This is a genomic window from Micromonospora sp. LOL_021 (genome assembly GCF_048060215.1).
Lineage (GTDB): Bacteria > Actinomycetota > Actinomycetes > Mycobacteriales > Micromonosporaceae > Micromonospora_E.
Genome location: NZ_JBHMIN010000004.1, coordinates 23,631 through 39,325, shown reverse-complemented (window position 1 = coordinate 39,325; position 15,695 = coordinate 23,631). Strand labels below are relative to the sequence as shown.

At 72.9% G+C, this 15,695-nt stretch carries 13 protein-coding genes; 2 read left to right on the top strand and 11 right to left on the bottom strand.

Translation table 11 applies throughout. The features are described 5' to 3' along the window. The first annotated feature begins 85 nt into the window (after positions 1-85). Together ACFHWT_RS05050 and ACFHWT_RS05045 are read left to right on the top strand one after the other, a co-directional pair. Entirely contained in the window at positions 86-1,348 is a 1,263-nt protein-coding gene (locus ACFHWT_RS05050; RefSeq protein ID WP_416593382.1) for a molybdopterin molybdotransferase MoeA, read from the top strand. Continuing rightward, a complete protein-coding gene (locus ACFHWT_RS05045; protein WP_416593381.1) occupies positions 1,345-1,782 on the top strand; it encodes a molybdenum cofactor biosynthesis protein MoaE in 438 nt (145 codons plus the stop codon). Before ACFHWT_RS05050 ends, ACFHWT_RS05045 begins: the two co-directional genes overlap by 4 nt. Here ACFHWT_RS05045 and ACFHWT_RS05040 read toward each other — a convergent pair. The 11 genes from ACFHWT_RS05040 to ACFHWT_RS04990 all read right to left on the bottom strand — a co-directional run bounded on the left by ACFHWT_RS05040 (position 1,769) and on the right by ACFHWT_RS04990 (position 15,545). Then, complete coding sequence (locus ACFHWT_RS05040; RefSeq protein ID WP_416593380.1) at positions 1,769-3,337, bottom strand: glycosyltransferase 87 family protein; 1,569 nt, start codon at positions 3,335-3,337, stop codon at positions 1,769-1,771. The two genes, ACFHWT_RS05045 and ACFHWT_RS05040, sit on opposite strands and share 14 nt — an antisense overlap. A 248-nt stretch (positions 3,338-3,585) precedes the next feature. Next, entirely contained in the window at positions 3,586-4,131 is a 546-nt protein-coding gene (locus ACFHWT_RS05035) for a DoxX family membrane protein (protein WP_416593379.1), read from the bottom strand. A 92-nt stretch (positions 4,132-4,223) separates the two neighbouring features. Continuing rightward, positions 4,224-5,516, bottom strand: coding sequence for an ATP-binding protein (locus ACFHWT_RS05030; protein WP_416593378.1), 1,293 nt, complete (start codon positions 5,514-5,516; stop codon positions 4,224-4,226). Positions 5,517-5,707: 191 nt separating this feature from the next. Further along, positions 5,708-6,445 (bottom strand): LppU/SCO3897 family protein, encoded by a 738-nt coding sequence (locus ACFHWT_RS05025; protein WP_416593377.1) that lies wholly within the window; start codon positions 6,443-6,445, stop codon positions 5,708-5,710. Between the two features lie 145 nt (positions 6,446-6,590). Beyond that, the gene (locus tag ACFHWT_RS05020; protein ID WP_416593376.1) at positions 6,591-7,529 is read right to left on the bottom strand and encodes an LppU/SCO3897 family protein; all 939 of its coding nucleotides are present in this window, start codon (positions 7,527-7,529) and stop codon (positions 6,591-6,593) included. Positions 7,530-7,702: 173 nt separating this feature from the next. Beyond that, a complete protein-coding gene (locus ACFHWT_RS05015; RefSeq protein WP_416593375.1) occupies positions 7,703-8,107 on the bottom strand; it encodes a hypothetical protein in 405 nt (134 codons plus the stop codon). Between the two features lie 519 nt (positions 8,108-8,626). Beyond that, the gene (locus ACFHWT_RS05010) at positions 8,627-11,929 is read right to left on the bottom strand and encodes a UvrD-helicase domain-containing protein (RefSeq protein WP_416593374.1); all 3,303 of its coding nucleotides are present in this window, start codon (positions 11,927-11,929) and stop codon (positions 8,627-8,629) included. Between the two features lie 86 nt (positions 11,930-12,015). Then, complete coding sequence (locus ACFHWT_RS05005) at positions 12,016-13,299, bottom strand: metallophosphoesterase (protein WP_416593373.1); 1,284 nt, start codon at positions 13,297-13,299, stop codon at positions 12,016-12,018. A 14-nt stretch (positions 13,300-13,313) separates the two neighbouring features. Beyond that, positions 13,314-13,595: a MoaD/ThiS family protein gene (locus ACFHWT_RS05000; protein ID WP_416593518.1), complete on the bottom strand. Its 282-nt coding sequence runs from the start codon at positions 13,593-13,595 to the stop codon at positions 13,314-13,316. Then, positions 13,592-14,626, bottom strand: coding sequence for a GTP 3',8-cyclase MoaA (gene moaA, locus ACFHWT_RS04995; protein WP_416593372.1), 1,035 nt, complete (start codon positions 14,624-14,626; stop codon positions 13,592-13,594). Before moaA ends, ACFHWT_RS05000 begins: the two co-directional genes overlap by 4 nt. Positions 14,627-14,651: 25 nt before the next feature. Continuing rightward, entirely contained in the window at positions 14,652-15,545 is an 894-nt protein-coding gene (locus ACFHWT_RS04990; RefSeq protein WP_416593371.1) for a fructosamine kinase family protein, read from the bottom strand. Between the last annotated feature and the right edge of the window lie 150 nt (positions 15,546-15,695).

The window sequence follows — 15,695 nt, the reverse complement described above, 5'->3', positions numbered from 1 at the left end:
CCCGGCACGACCGCACCCCGGCGCGGCTGACGCCACCGCACCCGGCAGCATCCGGCAGCATCCGGCGGGCGGATAGGCTCGGCCGGTGAGCGCCGAACCGACGACCGGCACGGCCGCCCCGGCCGCCGGGCACCCACCCGTCGACTGGGGGCAGGCCCGCGCCCTGGTATACGCCGCCGGCCGGGCCGCCCGCCGCCCGCTGGTCCGGCTGCCGTTGCCGCAGGCCGACGGGACCACCCTCGCCGCGCCGCTGACCACCCTGACCGACCTGCCGGCCTTCCGCACCGCCAGCGTCGACGGCTGGGCGGTGCGCGGCGGCGCCCCGTGGCGGGTGGTGGGCCGGGTGCTGGCCGGCGGAGTGCCGCCGGAGCTGTCCGACGACGGCACCGCGGTGCAGATCGCCACCGGCGCGATGGTCCCCGCCGGGGCCACCAGTGTGCTGCGGGTCGAGGAGTCGAAGCTGGACGACACCGGACTGGTACGCGGCGAGCCGCGGCCGCAGCCGGAGTGGCGCTCGCCCGGCGAAGAGGCGTCGGCCGGCGAGGAGCTGCTGGCGGCCGGTACGCCGGTCGACCCCGGGGTGATCGGCCTGGCCGCCTCCTGTGGCTACGACGACCTGCCGGTGTATCAGCGGATCCGGGCCGGCCTGCTGGTCTTCGGCGACGAACTGCTGACCACCGGGCCACCCGGCGCCGGCCGGGTACGCGACGCGCTCGGCCCGGCGGTGCCCGGATGGCTGCGCCGGTACGGCTGCGAACTGCCCACCGAGGCGGTGACCGGGCCGGTCGCCGACACCCTCGCCGCGCACGTCGACGGGCTGCGGTCGGCGCTGGCCGGGGCCGATCTGGTCTGCACCACGGGCGGCACCATGCACGGCCCGGTGGACCACCTGCATCCGGCGCTGGCCGAGCTGGGGGCCGAGTACGTGGTCAACACGGTCGCGGTCCGACCCGGGTTCCCGATGCTGGTCGCCCGGGTGGCCGGCGCCGACGGGCGGGACCGGTTCGTCGCCGGGCTGCCCGGAAACCCGCAGTCCGCGATCGTCGCCCTGGTGTCACTGGTCGCGCCGCTGCTCGCCGGGTTGCAGGGCAGGCCGTTGCCGACCCTGTCCCGGCACCGGCTGGGGGCGGCGGTGCCGGGCCGTGGCGACTTCACCCACCTTGCCCTGGTACGTGTCGATCCGGCGACCGGTACCGCGTACCCGTTGCGGCACGTCGGGTCGGCGATGCTGCGCGGGCTGGCCGCTGCCGCCGGCTTCGCGGTGATCCCACCGGGCGGCAGCGGCCGCCCCGACGACGAGGTGCCTGTCGTACCGTTGCCACTGCTGCCTGGGGAGCATCTGCCGTGACCGTTCCGACCACCCGACCTGTTGTTTTGGTGTCGGTGACCGCGCAACCGCTCGACCTGGCCGCCCACGAGGCGGCGGTCGCCGACCCTCGGGCCGGCGCGGTGGTGTCCTTCCAGGGCGTGGTCCGCGACCACGATCACGGCCGGTCGGTGCTCAGCCTGGAGTACGAGGGCCATCCCAGCGCCGAGGACGTGCTGGGGGAGGTCGCCGACGAGGTGGCTGCCGATCCGGCGGTGCACGCCGTCGCCGTGTCGCACCGGCTGGGGCCGCTTGCCGTCGGCGAGGTGGCCCTGGTGGCGGCGGTCAGCACCGCGCACCGGGCGGCGGCCTTCGCCGCCTGCGCCCGGCTCGTCGACGAGGCGAAGGCCCGGCTGCCGATCTGGAAGCGGCAGATTTTCGCCGACGGCACCGAGGAGTGGGTCAACTGCCCCTGACCTGACCGGGGGTCCGAGGGTCGGGCCGCCCGGTGCCGGTCCGGGCATCAGTAACGCCGGTGCCGGTCGGACCGGCCGGCTGGCGGTGCCGGATCTGCGGTCGCGGGTCGGTGTAGAACGCCGGTTCGGCTCCGGGGCGCCAGGGCAGTGCCGCGACGAGCGCGATCAGCGCCAAGGCGAGGGAGTTCTCCATCAGTACGCCGAACAGTCCGTCGTGGTAGTGCGAGACCTGCGGCAACTGGTGCTCGTACGGCCAGATCGGCGACACCAGGAAGAGCAGGTAGAGCGCGATCGCGGCGGTGGCGTGCCGCATACCGGTGAGGGCGGGGAACCAGATCGGGGTCCGTAGCCCGGCCACGCCGCTGATACCGGCGCCGGTGGGCGGGTAGGTGCGCCGCGAAATCAGCCCCTTGCTGGCGCTGCGGCGACGTAGCGCCGCGTCGGCCAGCACGATGATCGCCGGGATCACGAAGACCAGGTGGTGCGACCAGCTGATCGGGCTGATCACGTTGGCGGTGAGGCCGATCAGGGTGAACGCGGTCAACTCGTCGCCGTCGGCGTGGGCGTGGGCGGCCCGGGACAGCCCGAGCGCCAGCAGCAACAGGGCGAACGAGATCCAGAGCAGTCCGGGGGTCTCCATCGAGTCGTAGAGCCGGGCCAGCAGGCCGGCCAGCGACTGGTTCGGGGTCATGTCCGACACCCCGACCCGGCCGGTGTCCCACAGCACCGAGGTGAAGTAGGTGGCCGACTCGTCGGCGGCGACGATCATCGCGCCGACGGTGACCGCGGCGGCGGTGCCGATCGCGGTGGTGGCCGCCCGCCACTGCTTGGTGATCAGCAGGTAGACGATGAACAGGGCGGGAGTCAGCTTGATCGAGCTGGCCAGGCCGATGCCGGCGCCGGCCCAGATGCCGCTGAAGAAGATTCGGCGCAGTGGGCCGCCGGTGGCCAGCCGGTGCGGCGTGGGCGCGGCGCGCCAGCGCAACGCGACCAGGTCGGCGATGATCAGGCCGAACAGCAGCAGGTTGACCTGCCCGTACCCGAGGGTTTCCCGGGACGGTTCGATGGCCACCGCGAGGGGCACCGCGAGACCGACGGTGAACCAGCGCGGCCAGCCGCAGCGGTCCGCGATCGGGCCGAGCAGCACCGCCAGCACGATGGTGAGGGCGGCGATACCGAATGCGACGTTCAGCCAGCCGGCGGTGATCATCGGAACCACCGCCATCGGCAGCATGGTGAGGCCGGCGAATGGTGGGTAGGTGAAGCCCAGGGTGGTTTCCGGTGCGATGAAGGCGTACAGGTCGCCGCCGTTGGCCCACCACATGATCGCGCCGTGGTAGATGCGCATGTCGAAGAAGTTGTACGGCCGGCCGAACATGCCGATCGCGTACCAGGCGGCGTAGCAGGTCAGCGCGACGAGGCCGAGCCGCACGAGCGTGCCGCGCTCGACGTCGCGAACCAGGCGGCGCAGCGGTGCGAGACGACGCAGTGGTGCGAGACGGCGCCGACCCAGTGGGGCGAGACGACGGACCCGGGAGCGGACGTCCGTCACCATGGTCTACCCACCCCCGGTCGTTGACTGCAGAGTCTGCCCAGTGCCCGTCCGAGCCTAGAACGCAGCGGCGTCCGGAGGCGGGCGCGTTACCCTACCGTGTCCGATCCCACACTAGTTCGCGATATTTCCACCGCGTTAACGCTGTGTGATGCGTTCTATCTGTTTCGTGGTTTTCGATGCCCAACTACGCACTGAAGTCCGATATTTACCGCCCATCGTTCGGGTCATCGTTCGGCCGTATCCACAGGTCAGCCGGGCAGTCGCCGGGCGGTGGCGGCGGACCGGACGGCGATCCGGGCGTCCCGCCGCGCCGAGTGCACCGCCCGCCGCACCGACCGCCGGCCCTGCCGGACGGCCCGGGTGGTTCGCCAGCGTAGACCCGGTCGGCCCTCAGTATCCGCGGCAGCGAGCAGCAGCCCGCCCAGAAGGCCCAGATTCTTGAGAAAGTGCACCTGATGGAGTTGTCGTTCGGTCGGGTCCGTCGCCGACCAGAACGGATGACCGGCCACCGTGGTAGGCACCAGCGAGGCCGCCAGCACCGCCGCGGCCGGCCGGGTCAGCCGACCGGTCGCCAGCAGCAGGCCACCGGCGAGCTGGGTGGCACCGTGCAGCCGGATCAGACTCTCGGTATCGGTCGGCAGCCGGGGCGCGGCCCGTTCGATCATCGGAGCGACCCGGTCGGTGACCGTCTTCGCCCGGTCGGCGTACTGCGCGGGGCTGGCCACCGCACGGGCGCCGCTGACGATGAAGATGCCGCTGAGCAGAGCGCGGGCAGTGGTGCGTACGGGTGTCATGCTCCTTGTCATACCCGGTTGGGCGGTCTGTTACCCGGCAAACCGGTGAGCTGTCGGGTAGCGGCGGGGCTGCCGGGCCGCACCGGGCGTGGTCAACCGGGCTGGGTGCGCAGGTACCGGCCGAAGTGCGGCACGGTGAACGCGACCGTGCCGCGCTCGCCCGAGTAGATCAGCCCCTTCTTGATCAGGGCGTCCCGGGCCGGCGACAAGCTGGCCGGTTTGCGGCCGAGAGAGCGGGCGATCTCGGCGGTCGGGACCGCTGGGTCGATGTCCGCCGCCGCCGGGTCCGGCGGTCCATCGCCCGATCCGTCCTCGACGCCCGGCACCGGACCGTCCTGCGGGGTCGCGGAGGCGAGCACGGCCATCGCCCGCATGTACTCGCGCTCCGCCGGGGTGGCGCGTTCGAACCGGGACCCGAAGAACCCGACCGCGAGTTCCGCTTCCGCCTCCGGCGCGGCGACCCGCACGTCGGCGGCGGTGATCGGCGAGCGCGGGGCATGGTCCCAGGTCGCCTTGCCGTAGGCCTGCACGAAGTACGGGTATCCGCCGGACTTGTCGTAGAGCAGGTCGAGGGCCTTCGCCTCGTACTCGACCTGCTCGCGGGCGGCTGGCGCGGTGAGCGCCTGGTCGGCGGCGACCCGGTCCAGCCGGTCGATCCGCTGGTAGCGGAACAGCCGCTCGGAGTAGGACTTGGCGGCGGAGAGCACCGCCGGCAGGTGCGGCAGCCCGGCTCCGACGACGATCAGCGGCCCGCCGAGCTGCGACAACTCGTGACAGGCCGCACAGAGCGCGGAGACGTCGGTCGGGTCGACGTCCTGCATCTCGTCGATGAAAAGCGCGATCCCGGTACCGACGTCGGTGGCCACCGCGGCGGCGTCGGTGAACAGCTCCACCAGGTCGATCTCGATGTCGCCGGAGTCGGCCCGCCCGGTCGCCGCCGGCCCGTCGATGCCCGGCTGCCAGCGGTCGCGCAGCCGAGGCTGGGCGTTGCCGCGTCCGCCGGCGGCCGGCGGGTTCGCGCGCAGTGCGAAGGCCTTCAGTACGCCGAGAAAGTCGTCGATCCGCTCGGGTGCCCGGTGCCGGGGCGCGAGCTCGCGTACCGCCATGTGCAGTGCGGCGGCGACCGGACGGCGCAGCGACTGGTCCGGCCGGGCCTCGATCTTGCCGGTGCCCCAGAGCCGGGCGATGGCCTGGGAACGGAGCGCGTTGAGCAGGACGGTCTTGCCCACCCCGCGCAGGCCGGTGAGCATAAGGCTGCGCTCCGGGCGGCCTCGGGCGACGCGTTCCAGGACCACCTCGAAGACGTCCAGCTCGCGGCCACGGCCGGCGAGTTCGGGCGGACGTTGGCCGGCGCCGGGAGCGTACGGATTCCGGATCGGATCCATGTCTGGCACCGTATCGGGCCGTCTAGCGTCTGCGCTAGAACCGGGTATAGGTCCCGATCGTGTCGGCCAACGTCCTGTCGGCACCTCGGCCGGCCCGCCCGCCGGGGGCGTCTGTCCGACGTTCGACCAATGACTAGGGCTCTCTAGCTGTCACGCTAGAGAGCCCTAGTCATTGGTCGAGAACGCCCCGGTCAGAGCTCCTTCATGCAGAGCACGTAGTTGAGGACCTGCTCACCGGTGTCGTGCGTGTAGGTGGTGTCGGTGTCCGGGTGGCCGAAGATCGGATCGTCACAGCGTTCCGTGTCGGTGGTCAGCGGAATGCGGGCCAGCACCTCGAAGGTGCCCGGATCGCAGGCGACCTTGCGCAGCACGGCGTCCTCGTCCGAACCGTCGTTGACCACACAGTCGCCGACCACGATCAGGTCGTCGCTGCCGCCGGGCAGCGGCGCCGAGCCGGGGTCCTCGCCCTGCTGATCGTCGGGTGCCCCGGTCGAAACGTCGACCGTCGGCAGTTCCTCGCTGACGGTCGAGGTGCCGCTGTCGGCCAACGCGAACAACCCGATCACGCCGCAGCCGCAGAACAGCAGCAACACCACCGCGCCGATCACCAGCCCGATGATGAGCCCGGTGCGAGATTTCTTCGGCGGTGGGGCACCGGGCATCCCGGGCGGCGGCGGACCCCAACCTGGCGGCGGTGGCGGTGGGAAGCCACCACCCGATCCGGGCGGCGGCGGGTAGCCGCCGCCACCTGAAGTGGGCGGCGGTGGGTAGCCGCCGGGCTGGTACGGCGAGGAGTAGGGCGTGGTCGGATCAGGGGCACCGGAGCCCGGGGGTGGGTAACCGGAACCCGGCGGCGGGTAACCGGACTGACCGGCGGGGTCGTCGGGCTGTCCCGGACCGGGGTAGCCCGGCGGACCGTAGCTGGACATGATCTCCCTAGCGTCGTCGCTGGATCAGGCGGGGCGCTGCCCGCCTGGCACGGATCTCACCCGCCGGGCAGGGGTCCAGCGGATCAACTGTGCTATCGGAACGGTAACCAACGGCTGCCATCCGGCGGCAGCCTCACCGGTCAGTTCACCGCTGCCTGAGACAGAGCACGAAATCCAGGGCGTCGAGCTGGCTGTTGAAGAAGTACCAGTTGGTGTAGCCCTCGACGTCCGCGCACTTGGTTTTCGCGTCCTCTTCGCCATCGGTGACGCCATCGAAGCGGGCGAGCACCTCGTACGCGCCGGAGTCACAATCCGTGATCGTCAGCACCGGCGTCTCCTCCTCCGCCTCGGCCTCGTTGCGGACACACTGCCCGACGTCGACGAACCGGGCGTCGTTCGACGACGTCGGTGTCGGAGTGGGGCTCGGCTGGTCGGCCTCAACCGTCGGCTCGGGCTGCTCCGACGGGGCCGCGGACGGCGCGTCGTCCGGCGCGGTGGTCGGTGCCGTCAACTCCGTCCCGGTGTCCGGCGTCTCGTCGCGGGTCAGAACATAGATGCCGGCCGCGCCGCCCCCGCAGAGCAGCACCGTCAGACCGATCAACACGGCGAGCAGCCCGCCGCTCAGCCCACCGCGCCCGGAACGGCGTGGTTCCGCCGCCGGCTCCCACGCTGGTGCCGCGCCCGGCTGCTGCTGGCCGCCGTCGGGGTACGGCTGCTGGCCCCCGCCCGGCTGCTGCCACGGTTGGTCACCGCCGGACTGCCGCCACGTCTGGTCGTCGGCCCCGGCCCAGCCCTGGGCCGGTTGGGTCGGCGGATGCCAATTCTGGTCGCCGGCCGACGTGTGCTGCCCGTACCCCTGCCAGTCGGGGCCGGCGGGCGGAGGCTGCCCGGTCGACCAGTCCGGCTGCGCCCCGCCGTGCCACTGCTGGCCCGGTGCCTCGCTGGGCGCGTCACCCCAGGGTCCGGGAGGCCGGCCCCAGGGATCGGACGGCTCCCGGTACGGCTCGGACGGCTGCCGATGCTCGGGCCACCGGTCTGGCTGCTCACCCGGGTACGGCCCGCCGGGCGGTCCGTATTGCGACATTTCCTGTCCTCCTGCGCGGCGGTTCCGGCCCCGGCTGTCCGCTCGGGTCGGCGATGACAAACGTCACCGTAGCGTGAGCACCCCAACTGCTCACCTCCCCGAAGCGCGCCAACCGCCGCCGAGCCGCCCGGTTCAGCCGAGCCGTCCGGTTCAGCTGTGTGCCGCCGCCCGGCTCACCGGACGAACAGGGTCGCCCGACCGTCCCGGATGCCGACGATCTGCCCGGAGGAGTTGATCTCCACGACCTCGTCTGTCGCCCGCAGACCTAGCGTGGTCAGGTCGATCATGGTGCCGGCCCGCCACAGGCACGCGTGTGAGTTCCCGTCGTGCGTGGTCGAGGAACCGACCATCTCCCGCCGGTTGTTGACGTCCGCCGGCCGGTTCGACCATGCCCCGTCGCTGCCCAGGTCACCGAGATCGGTCAGCACCCCCCGATGCCAGCGGGCGCCCCGGCAGTAGCAGGGAAAGCCACTGGGAGTCGGCTCGTACTCGCCGACGATGTCGCCCCAGTTGTTGATGCCGATCTGCGCCGCGTACTGGTTGTTGTGCCACAGGGGGGCAGGGTGCCCCGGTGCCACGTGAAGCTCTGGTCCGGCGACGTCGACTCACCGGTGCCGAACACCACCCCCGGTCGTTGATCGAGATCCCGTAGGAGGCCGTGGCCTGAGGGTGCAGCCGGTCGATCACCGTGAAGTCGCCCCGGTGTTAGGTCGCGGCGTGTGAGCCGCCGCCCCACACCGTGCCCACCACGGGGTGCCGGCCTCGTTGATAACGGAAGCTGTGAACCGCTCGAAGCCGGCCGGCGGGTCCAGCCGCGTCACCTGCCCGGCCTGCCAGAGATAACCGTTCCCGGTAGCGGATCCGAGGACCTGACCGCGGTCGTTGATGGTCAGACTCCGGTCGCTGACTCCCTGCTGCTGGAGACCCGGATCCGGACGAGGTCGCGGATGCCGAGAGTGCGCCGTACGAGTCGCACGGTAATTACACCGTGTGCCACTCCAACGGTGGGAGTCAATGTCCGGATAGGGCGTTGTCGGACACGTGACAGCTGTCCTCGTCCGTACCGCAGGCCCGCCAGCAAAAGGACAGCAGATCCACTACAGCAGGCGGAGCTGACGGTCCTTGGGACGGCGCGGTCCTTCGTCGCCGAGCCGGTCGAACAGCCCCGCGTCGATCGCGTCCAGGAACGGCGTCGGCCGGGTCTCCCGCTCGCTGCCGTGCCGGACCCGACGACGGGCGTGCGAGAGGTAGAGCCGGTCCTGGGCCCGGGTCAGGCCGACGAAGAACAGCCGCCGCTCCTCGGCGACGTCGTCGTCGGTCGGCGTAGTACCGGGGAAGCGCAGCGGCAGCAGGCCGTCCTCACAGCCGACCAGGAAGACCACCGGAAACTCCAGGCCCTTCGCCGCGTGCAGGGTGAGCAGGGTCACCGCCTCGGCCCGTGGGTCCAGCGCGTCCACCTCGGCGCCGGTCTCCAGCTGGGACAGCAGCATCGGCAGGTCGTCGCCGCAGCGGCGGGCCAGCGGGGTGAGCAACTCCACCGCCGACCAGACGTCCGCCGGTGACAGCTGCGGACCGGCCGGCACGTCCAGCGTCGGCGTGGTGAGCCGGTCGGCCAGCACCTGCCCGGCGAGCCGGACCCGGGCGGCCAGTGAACCGTCCAGCCCACCACCGGCGTGTCGCAGCTCGCGGGCGATCGCCGCCACCCCCGGCCGGTCCCGCAGCCGGTTGTGTGACCGCTTCTGCACCGGGACACCTGCCCGGGTCAGTGCGTCCACGATCGGACCGGACTGCGCGTCGGTGCGGTACAGCACGGCGATGTCGGAGAACGACACCGACGAGGTCTGCCCGTCGATCCGCCCGGAATCCAACGAGCGGTGCGAGATCCCGCCGACCAGTTCGTCGACCGTACGCACCACGAACGCCGCCTCGTCGGCGGCCGTACCGGCCGGGTAGAGCCCGATCAGCGGTGCCTGCGGATCGAGTCTGGCCGGCTCCAGCCGCCGGCCGCGGACCAGGGAGCCGGGTGCGATGGCCTGCACCGCGGCGGCCAGGATCGGCGCCGCCGACCGGTAGTTGCGGGCCAGTCGGACCAGCCGGGCGTCGACGAAGTCCTCCGAGAAGCGCAGGAAGTAGCTCACGTCGGCGCCACGGAACGAGTAGATTGCCTGATCCGGGTCGCCGATCGCGCACAGGTTGCCGTCCGCCGGGCTGAGCAGCCGCAGCAGCTCGTACTGGTCGGCGTCGACGTCCTGGTACTCGTCGACGAAGATCCACCGCCAGCGGTCCCGGTAGCGGGCCACCAGCTTCTGGTCGTCGCGCAGCAGCCGCAGCGGCAGGGCGACCAGCTCGTCCAGGTCGACCAGGCCGGCCGCGCGCAGCAGCTTGGCGTACGTGGCGTCGTCCTCGCCGGCCTCGGCGCGGGCCCGTTCCCGCTCGGCGTCGTCGGCGATGCGGAACGTGGCCGGCAACCCGGCCGCCTTCGGGTTCTCCCGCAGGATCGTCAGCCCCAGCGAGTGGAAGGTGGCGACGGTGACGTCCTCGGCCACCGGGCCGAGCAGCCCGTCGAGCCGGTGGCGCAGCTCCTCGGCGGCCCGACGGGTGAAGGTGATCGCCAGGCAGCGCTCCGGGAAGACGTTCAGCTCGGCGCACAGGTACGCGATCCGGTGGGTGAGCGTCCGGGTCTTGCCGGTACCCGGCCCGGCGACGATCAGCAGCGGCCCGCCCGGCGCGGACGCGGCGACCCGCTGCATCGCGTCGAGTCGGTCCAGCAGCCCGGTGCCGACCTCCTCCATGCCGGCCAGCATCGGCTCGAACGGCTCGTGCGGCGACGGCGTCGGTGGCGGCGGGATCGGCGGTGCCGCCGGCTCCTGCCCGGACCGCCCGGCCCGGCCCGGCCGCGTCGGCCGCCCACCGGAACCGGACCGGCCGGCCCCGGCCTTGGACTGTCCGGTCCCGGCCCTGGACTGTCCGCCGCGTCGGACACCGGCCGGTGCCGGTTCGTCGGCGGCCATTGGCCCGTCGGCCGAGCGCTGCGCCGGCACGGGTACGTCGAACAGCGCCTCCGGCTGACCGGCACCACCACCGGTGGCCAGTTCCCCGGGCGCGAACAGGGTGATCACCCCGTACTCGCCGTCGTAGCCCGGCACCCGACGGACCTCGCCGCGACGCAGCCGGGTGATCGCCTCACCGAGCAGTTCGCCACCGGCCCGCCGGATGTCGTCCACCGGCACCTTGGTCAGGATGTCCAGTTCGGGGCCGAGCGCGGCGACCAGGTTGACCACCTGGCCCTCGACGGTCTTCGACCGGGCACCGACCCGGTTGATCTCGCCGACGATCTCCGGCAGCGCCACCAGGTGGGTGACCTGCTTGGCGTTGGCCGGCCGGTGCCCGTCCGGCCGGTCGGCGAGATCCTCGACCCGGCTGAGCACCCCGACGGTGAGCGGCTTGCCGCACTGCGGGCAGCGACCGGCAGCCTGTCGGGTCTGCTCCGGGGCCCAGCTGACGCCGCAGTTGCGGTGCCCGTCGGCGTGGTACTTGCCCTCCTCGGGGAAGAACTCGATGGTGCCGACCAGCCCGTCGCCGGTGCGCAGCGCCTCACGTACCGCGTAGTAGTCGAGCGGGCTGTCCAGCACGGTGGCCTCCCGGGCCAACGCCGGCGGCGAATGCGCGTCGGAGTTCGACACCAGTTGGTAGCCGTCGAGGCTGGACACCCGCCAGTTCATCGCCGGATCCGACGACAGCCCGGTCTCGACGGCGAAGATGTGCCCGGCCAGGTCGGCGTAGCAGTCGGCGATCGCGTCGAAGCCGGACTTGGAGCCGAGCGCGGAGAACCACGGCGTCCAGATGTGCGCCGGCACCAGGTAGCCGTCCGCGCTCGCCTCCAGGGTGATCTCCAGCAGGTCGCGGGAGTCCAGCCCGAGGATCGGCCGGCCGTCGGAGCCGAGGTTGCCGATCCGGCCCAGCGCCGTGTTGAACCGGGCCACCGCATCCAGGTCCGGCAGGTAGATCAGGTGGTGCACCTTGCGGGTCCGGTCCCCGCGCTTGTAGATCGTCGAGATCTCGACGCTGAGCATGTACCGCACCGGGTTGGTCTCGGCCTCGCTGGCCAGCCGGGGCGGCAGCCGGCGGGCGACGTCCCGCTCGGCCTCCGGGCTGAGCCGGAACAGCCCCGGCTCGGCCGGGCGCAGCGACTCGCGCAGATGCTCGAACCACGCCGGGTGGGTGAAGTCACCGGTGCCGAGCAGGCTGACGCCCTTGCGCCGGGCCCACCAGGCCAGGTTCGACATGTTCAGGTCCCGGCTGCAGGCACGCGAGTACCGGGAGTGGATGTGCAGGTCGGCGATGAAGGGCCCGGGTCCCGTGGCGGAGCCGGGAGAGGGCACGGCGCGGTACGGGGGCACGCCGCATCCTGTCACGTGACCGGGCCGCCCGGCGTGTCGCCACGCGCGGAAACCCGCGAGACGTGACTCTCACTCGCTGCGCAGCCTCACTCGCTGCGCAGCTCGACCAGGGAGACCTGTGGTGGTGCGCCGACCCGCACCGGCGGCCCCCAGAACCCGGCGCCGTTGGTGACGTACACCTGGGTGCCGTCGACCGTGGCGAGGCCGGAGACAACCGGCTGCACCAGCCGTACCGCCAGGTTGAACGGGGCGATCTGACCGCCGTGGGTGTGCCCGGACAGTTGCAGGTCGACGCCGTACCGGGCGGCCTCGTGGGCCTGCACCGGCTGGTGGGCGAGCAGCACCACCGGGCGGTCCGGGTCCCGGTCGCCGAGCGCCCGGTCGTAGTCCGGACCGGCCAGCGGCCCGGACCCGGCGGCGGCCTGCCCGGCCGGCCGCGCGGTCTCCGCGGTCGGATCGTTGACGCCGGCCAGGTCGAGCACCCCGCCCGGGGTGACGATCTCCCGGCGTTCGTTGACCAGCACCCGCAGGCCGAGCCGGTCCACCTCGGCGACCCACTCCTCGACGCCGGAGTAGTACTCGTGGTTGCCGGTGACGAAGAAGCTGCCGTAGCGGGCGCGCAGGTCGGCCAGCGGGGCGGCGGTGCCGCCGAGCTCGGTGACGGTGCCGTCGACCAGGTCGCCGACGACCGCGACCAGGTCGGCGTCCAAACTGTTGATCAGCTCGACGATCCGGGCGGTGTGCGCCGGCCCGGTCAGCGGGCCGATGTGGATGTCCGAGACGGTGGCGATGCGCAGACCGTCCATGGCCCGGGGCAGCCGGGCGATCGGCACCTGCACCCGGTCCAGCCGGGGCGGGCCGAGGGCGGTCCGGATGCCGTAGCCGGTGACGCCGGTCGCGGTCAGCCCGGCGAAGATCGCGGCACTGCGGGCGAGCAGCAGCCGTCGGCCGGGGTCGGGCACCGAGTCGTCGGCCGGCCGGCCGCCGGGCAGCTCGGCCGGCGGCGGGGCGGACGTCTCGGCCGGTACGGTCACCGGCACCGTGCCCACCCTGCTCAGTTGGCGGCTGCGGGCCCGGCCGACCAGCCGGGCCACCAGCATCGGCGGCTCCAGCACCAGCAGGACGACCAGCAGGTAGAACATCACCGCCAGCCAGACGTAGCCGGGCCAGGCCAGCCAGGACATCCCGGCGGACCGGGTGCTCACCATCGTCACCGGCACCAGGACCGCCAACCCGACGGCCAGCAGCGTGCCGGCCCGTCGCCACCGCCCCGGCCGCGTGGTGTCCCGGACCAGCCGCCACCACAGGTAACCGTGGATCAGGCCGGTGATCAGGGTCAGCGTTGCGACGAACCCGAGTACGGCGAGCACGGACGCGGTCCTCCTCAGCCGCCGGCGAACGGTGGCAGCACGTCGACCGTGGCACCGGCCGGCAACGGTGTGTGACGATCATGCCAGACGACGCCGTCGACCAGGAAACTCGCCGCCGCCAGCACCCGACCCAGCCGGTCGCCGTGCCGACCGGTCAGCTCGATCACCAGCCCGGCCCGGTCCAGCCCGGCCGGAACGGACTCGGTGGTCCGCCCGGCCGCCGCCCGCGCCCCGGCGAAGTAACGCACCGTCACCGATTGCTCGGCTCCATCCCGTGTCGGGTCGCCCACGGTCAGCCGCCGATCGCCGACATCGGTCGGGCCGGCTGCAGGAACGCCGGATCGTCGATGCCGTGCCCGGCCAGCTTCCCGGCCATCGCCCGCCGCCACCGCTGCGCCAACTCTTCGTCGTCGGCCCCGGACCGCAACGCGCCACGCAGGTCCGACTCCTTCCGGGCGAACAGGCAGTCGCGTACCTGCCCGTCGGCGGTGAGCCGGGTCCGGTCACAGTCACCGCAGAACGGCCGGGTCACCGTGCCGATCACCCCGACCTTGGCCGGGCTGCCGTCCGACCGCTCGGCGCCGGCCACCAGCCAGGTCTCGGCCGGTGCGGCACCCCGTTCGGCGGGATCCGGCAGCAGGGTGAACTCGGACCGCAGCCGGTCGAGGATCTCGGCGGCGGTGACCATCCGGTCGCGGTCCCAGGACTGCTGCGCGTCCAGCGGCATCTGCTCGATGAAGCGCAGCTCGTAGCCGTGGCTCAGGGCGTACCGCAGCAGCGCCGGGGCCTCGTCGTCGTTGACCCCGCGCAGCAGCACCGCGTTGATCTTGACCGGGGTCAGCCCGGCCGCCGCCGCGCCGGCCAGCCCGGCGAGCACGTCCGGCAGCCGCCGGCGGTACGCCAACTGGGCGAACCGCTGCGGGTCGAGAGTGTCCAACGACACGTTCACCCGGTCCAGGCCGGCGGTCTGCAGGCCGGGCGCCAACCGGTCCAGACCGATCCCGTTGGTGGTCAGCGACAGCACCGGCCGGGGCCGCAGCGCCGCCGCGGCGGCGAGGATCCGGGTCAGCCCGGGGCGCAGCAGCGGCTCGCCGCCGGTGAACCGCACCTCGGTCACCCCGAGCTGGCACACCGCGACCCCGATCAGCCGGGTCACCTCGTCGTCGGTCAGGATGTCCGGGCTGGGCAGCCAGGGCAGACCCTCCGGCGGCATGCAGTAGGAGCAGCGCAGGTTGCACCGGTCGGTCAGGGACACCCGGAGGTCGGTGGCGACCCGCCCGTACCGATCGGTGAGCCGGCCGTCGGCGGGCCGTGCGCTCGATGCCATGCGCCGACCGTAGCGCGCCGGTGCGTCAGGATCGCAGCGCGTCGCGTGCCGCGTCCGCGACGGCCGAGCGGTACGCCGCCCCGAACAGGGCGGTGTGCACCAGCAGCAGGTGCAGCTGGTGCACCGGCACCCGGGCCGCCCACCCGTCGGCCAGCGGCCACTGCTCCTGGTAGGCGTCGAGGATCCGGTCCAGGTGCGGGGCGCCGCCGAACAGCGCCAGCTGCGCCAGGTCGGTCTCCCGGTGCCCGCCGTGCGCCGCCGGGTCGACCAGCCGGCAGCGCCCGTCCGCACCCCAGAGCAGGTTGCCGGGCCACAGGTCGCCGTGGATCCGAGCGGGCGGCTCGTCGCCGCCGTACCCGTCGATGTTGTCGACCACCTGCTCGACCAGGCCGGTCTCGGCGGCGGTGAGCGCGCCGTTGTCGACCGACATCCGCAGGTACGGCAGCAGCCGGCGCTGCCCGAACCAGGCCGACCAGGGTCGGTCGGTCGTTAGTTCGTTGTCCTGCGGCAGCGCGCCGACGAACCCCGGCCAGTCCGCCCCGAACCCGGTTGCGCCGGCCCGATGGGTGATCGCCAGCTCCCGGCCGAACTGCGCGGCGGCGGCCGGGTCCGGCTCGCCCGGCTCGACCCACTCCAGGGCCAGCAGTTGCGGCAGCGCCACCAGCACCTCCGGCACCGGTGCCCCGCCGGCGGCGGCCAGCCAACGCAACCCGGCCGCCTCGGCGACGAACAGGCCGTCCGGCAGCGGCCTGGCGGACCGCTCCGGCCAGGACTTGGCGAACACCGAGTTGCCGTCGTCGAGGGTGAGCCGGCTCGCCGCGCAGATCGACCCGCCGGAGACCGGCGTCTCCCGGATCCGCTGATGGGTGAGGAAGGTCGGCAGGTGCTCCGGGTGGGCCCGCAGGTACGCCAGATCCATGGCGGCACGGTAACCCGCGCCACCCGCCACCCGATCCAGTGGCGCAACCAGTGGTGAGCAGAAACGCCGTCACCAGGGAAACTACTCTGCGTGCCTGTGGATAACCCGGCGTGTCGTCCACAGGTCGGGACGGGACGGCCACAACCGGTC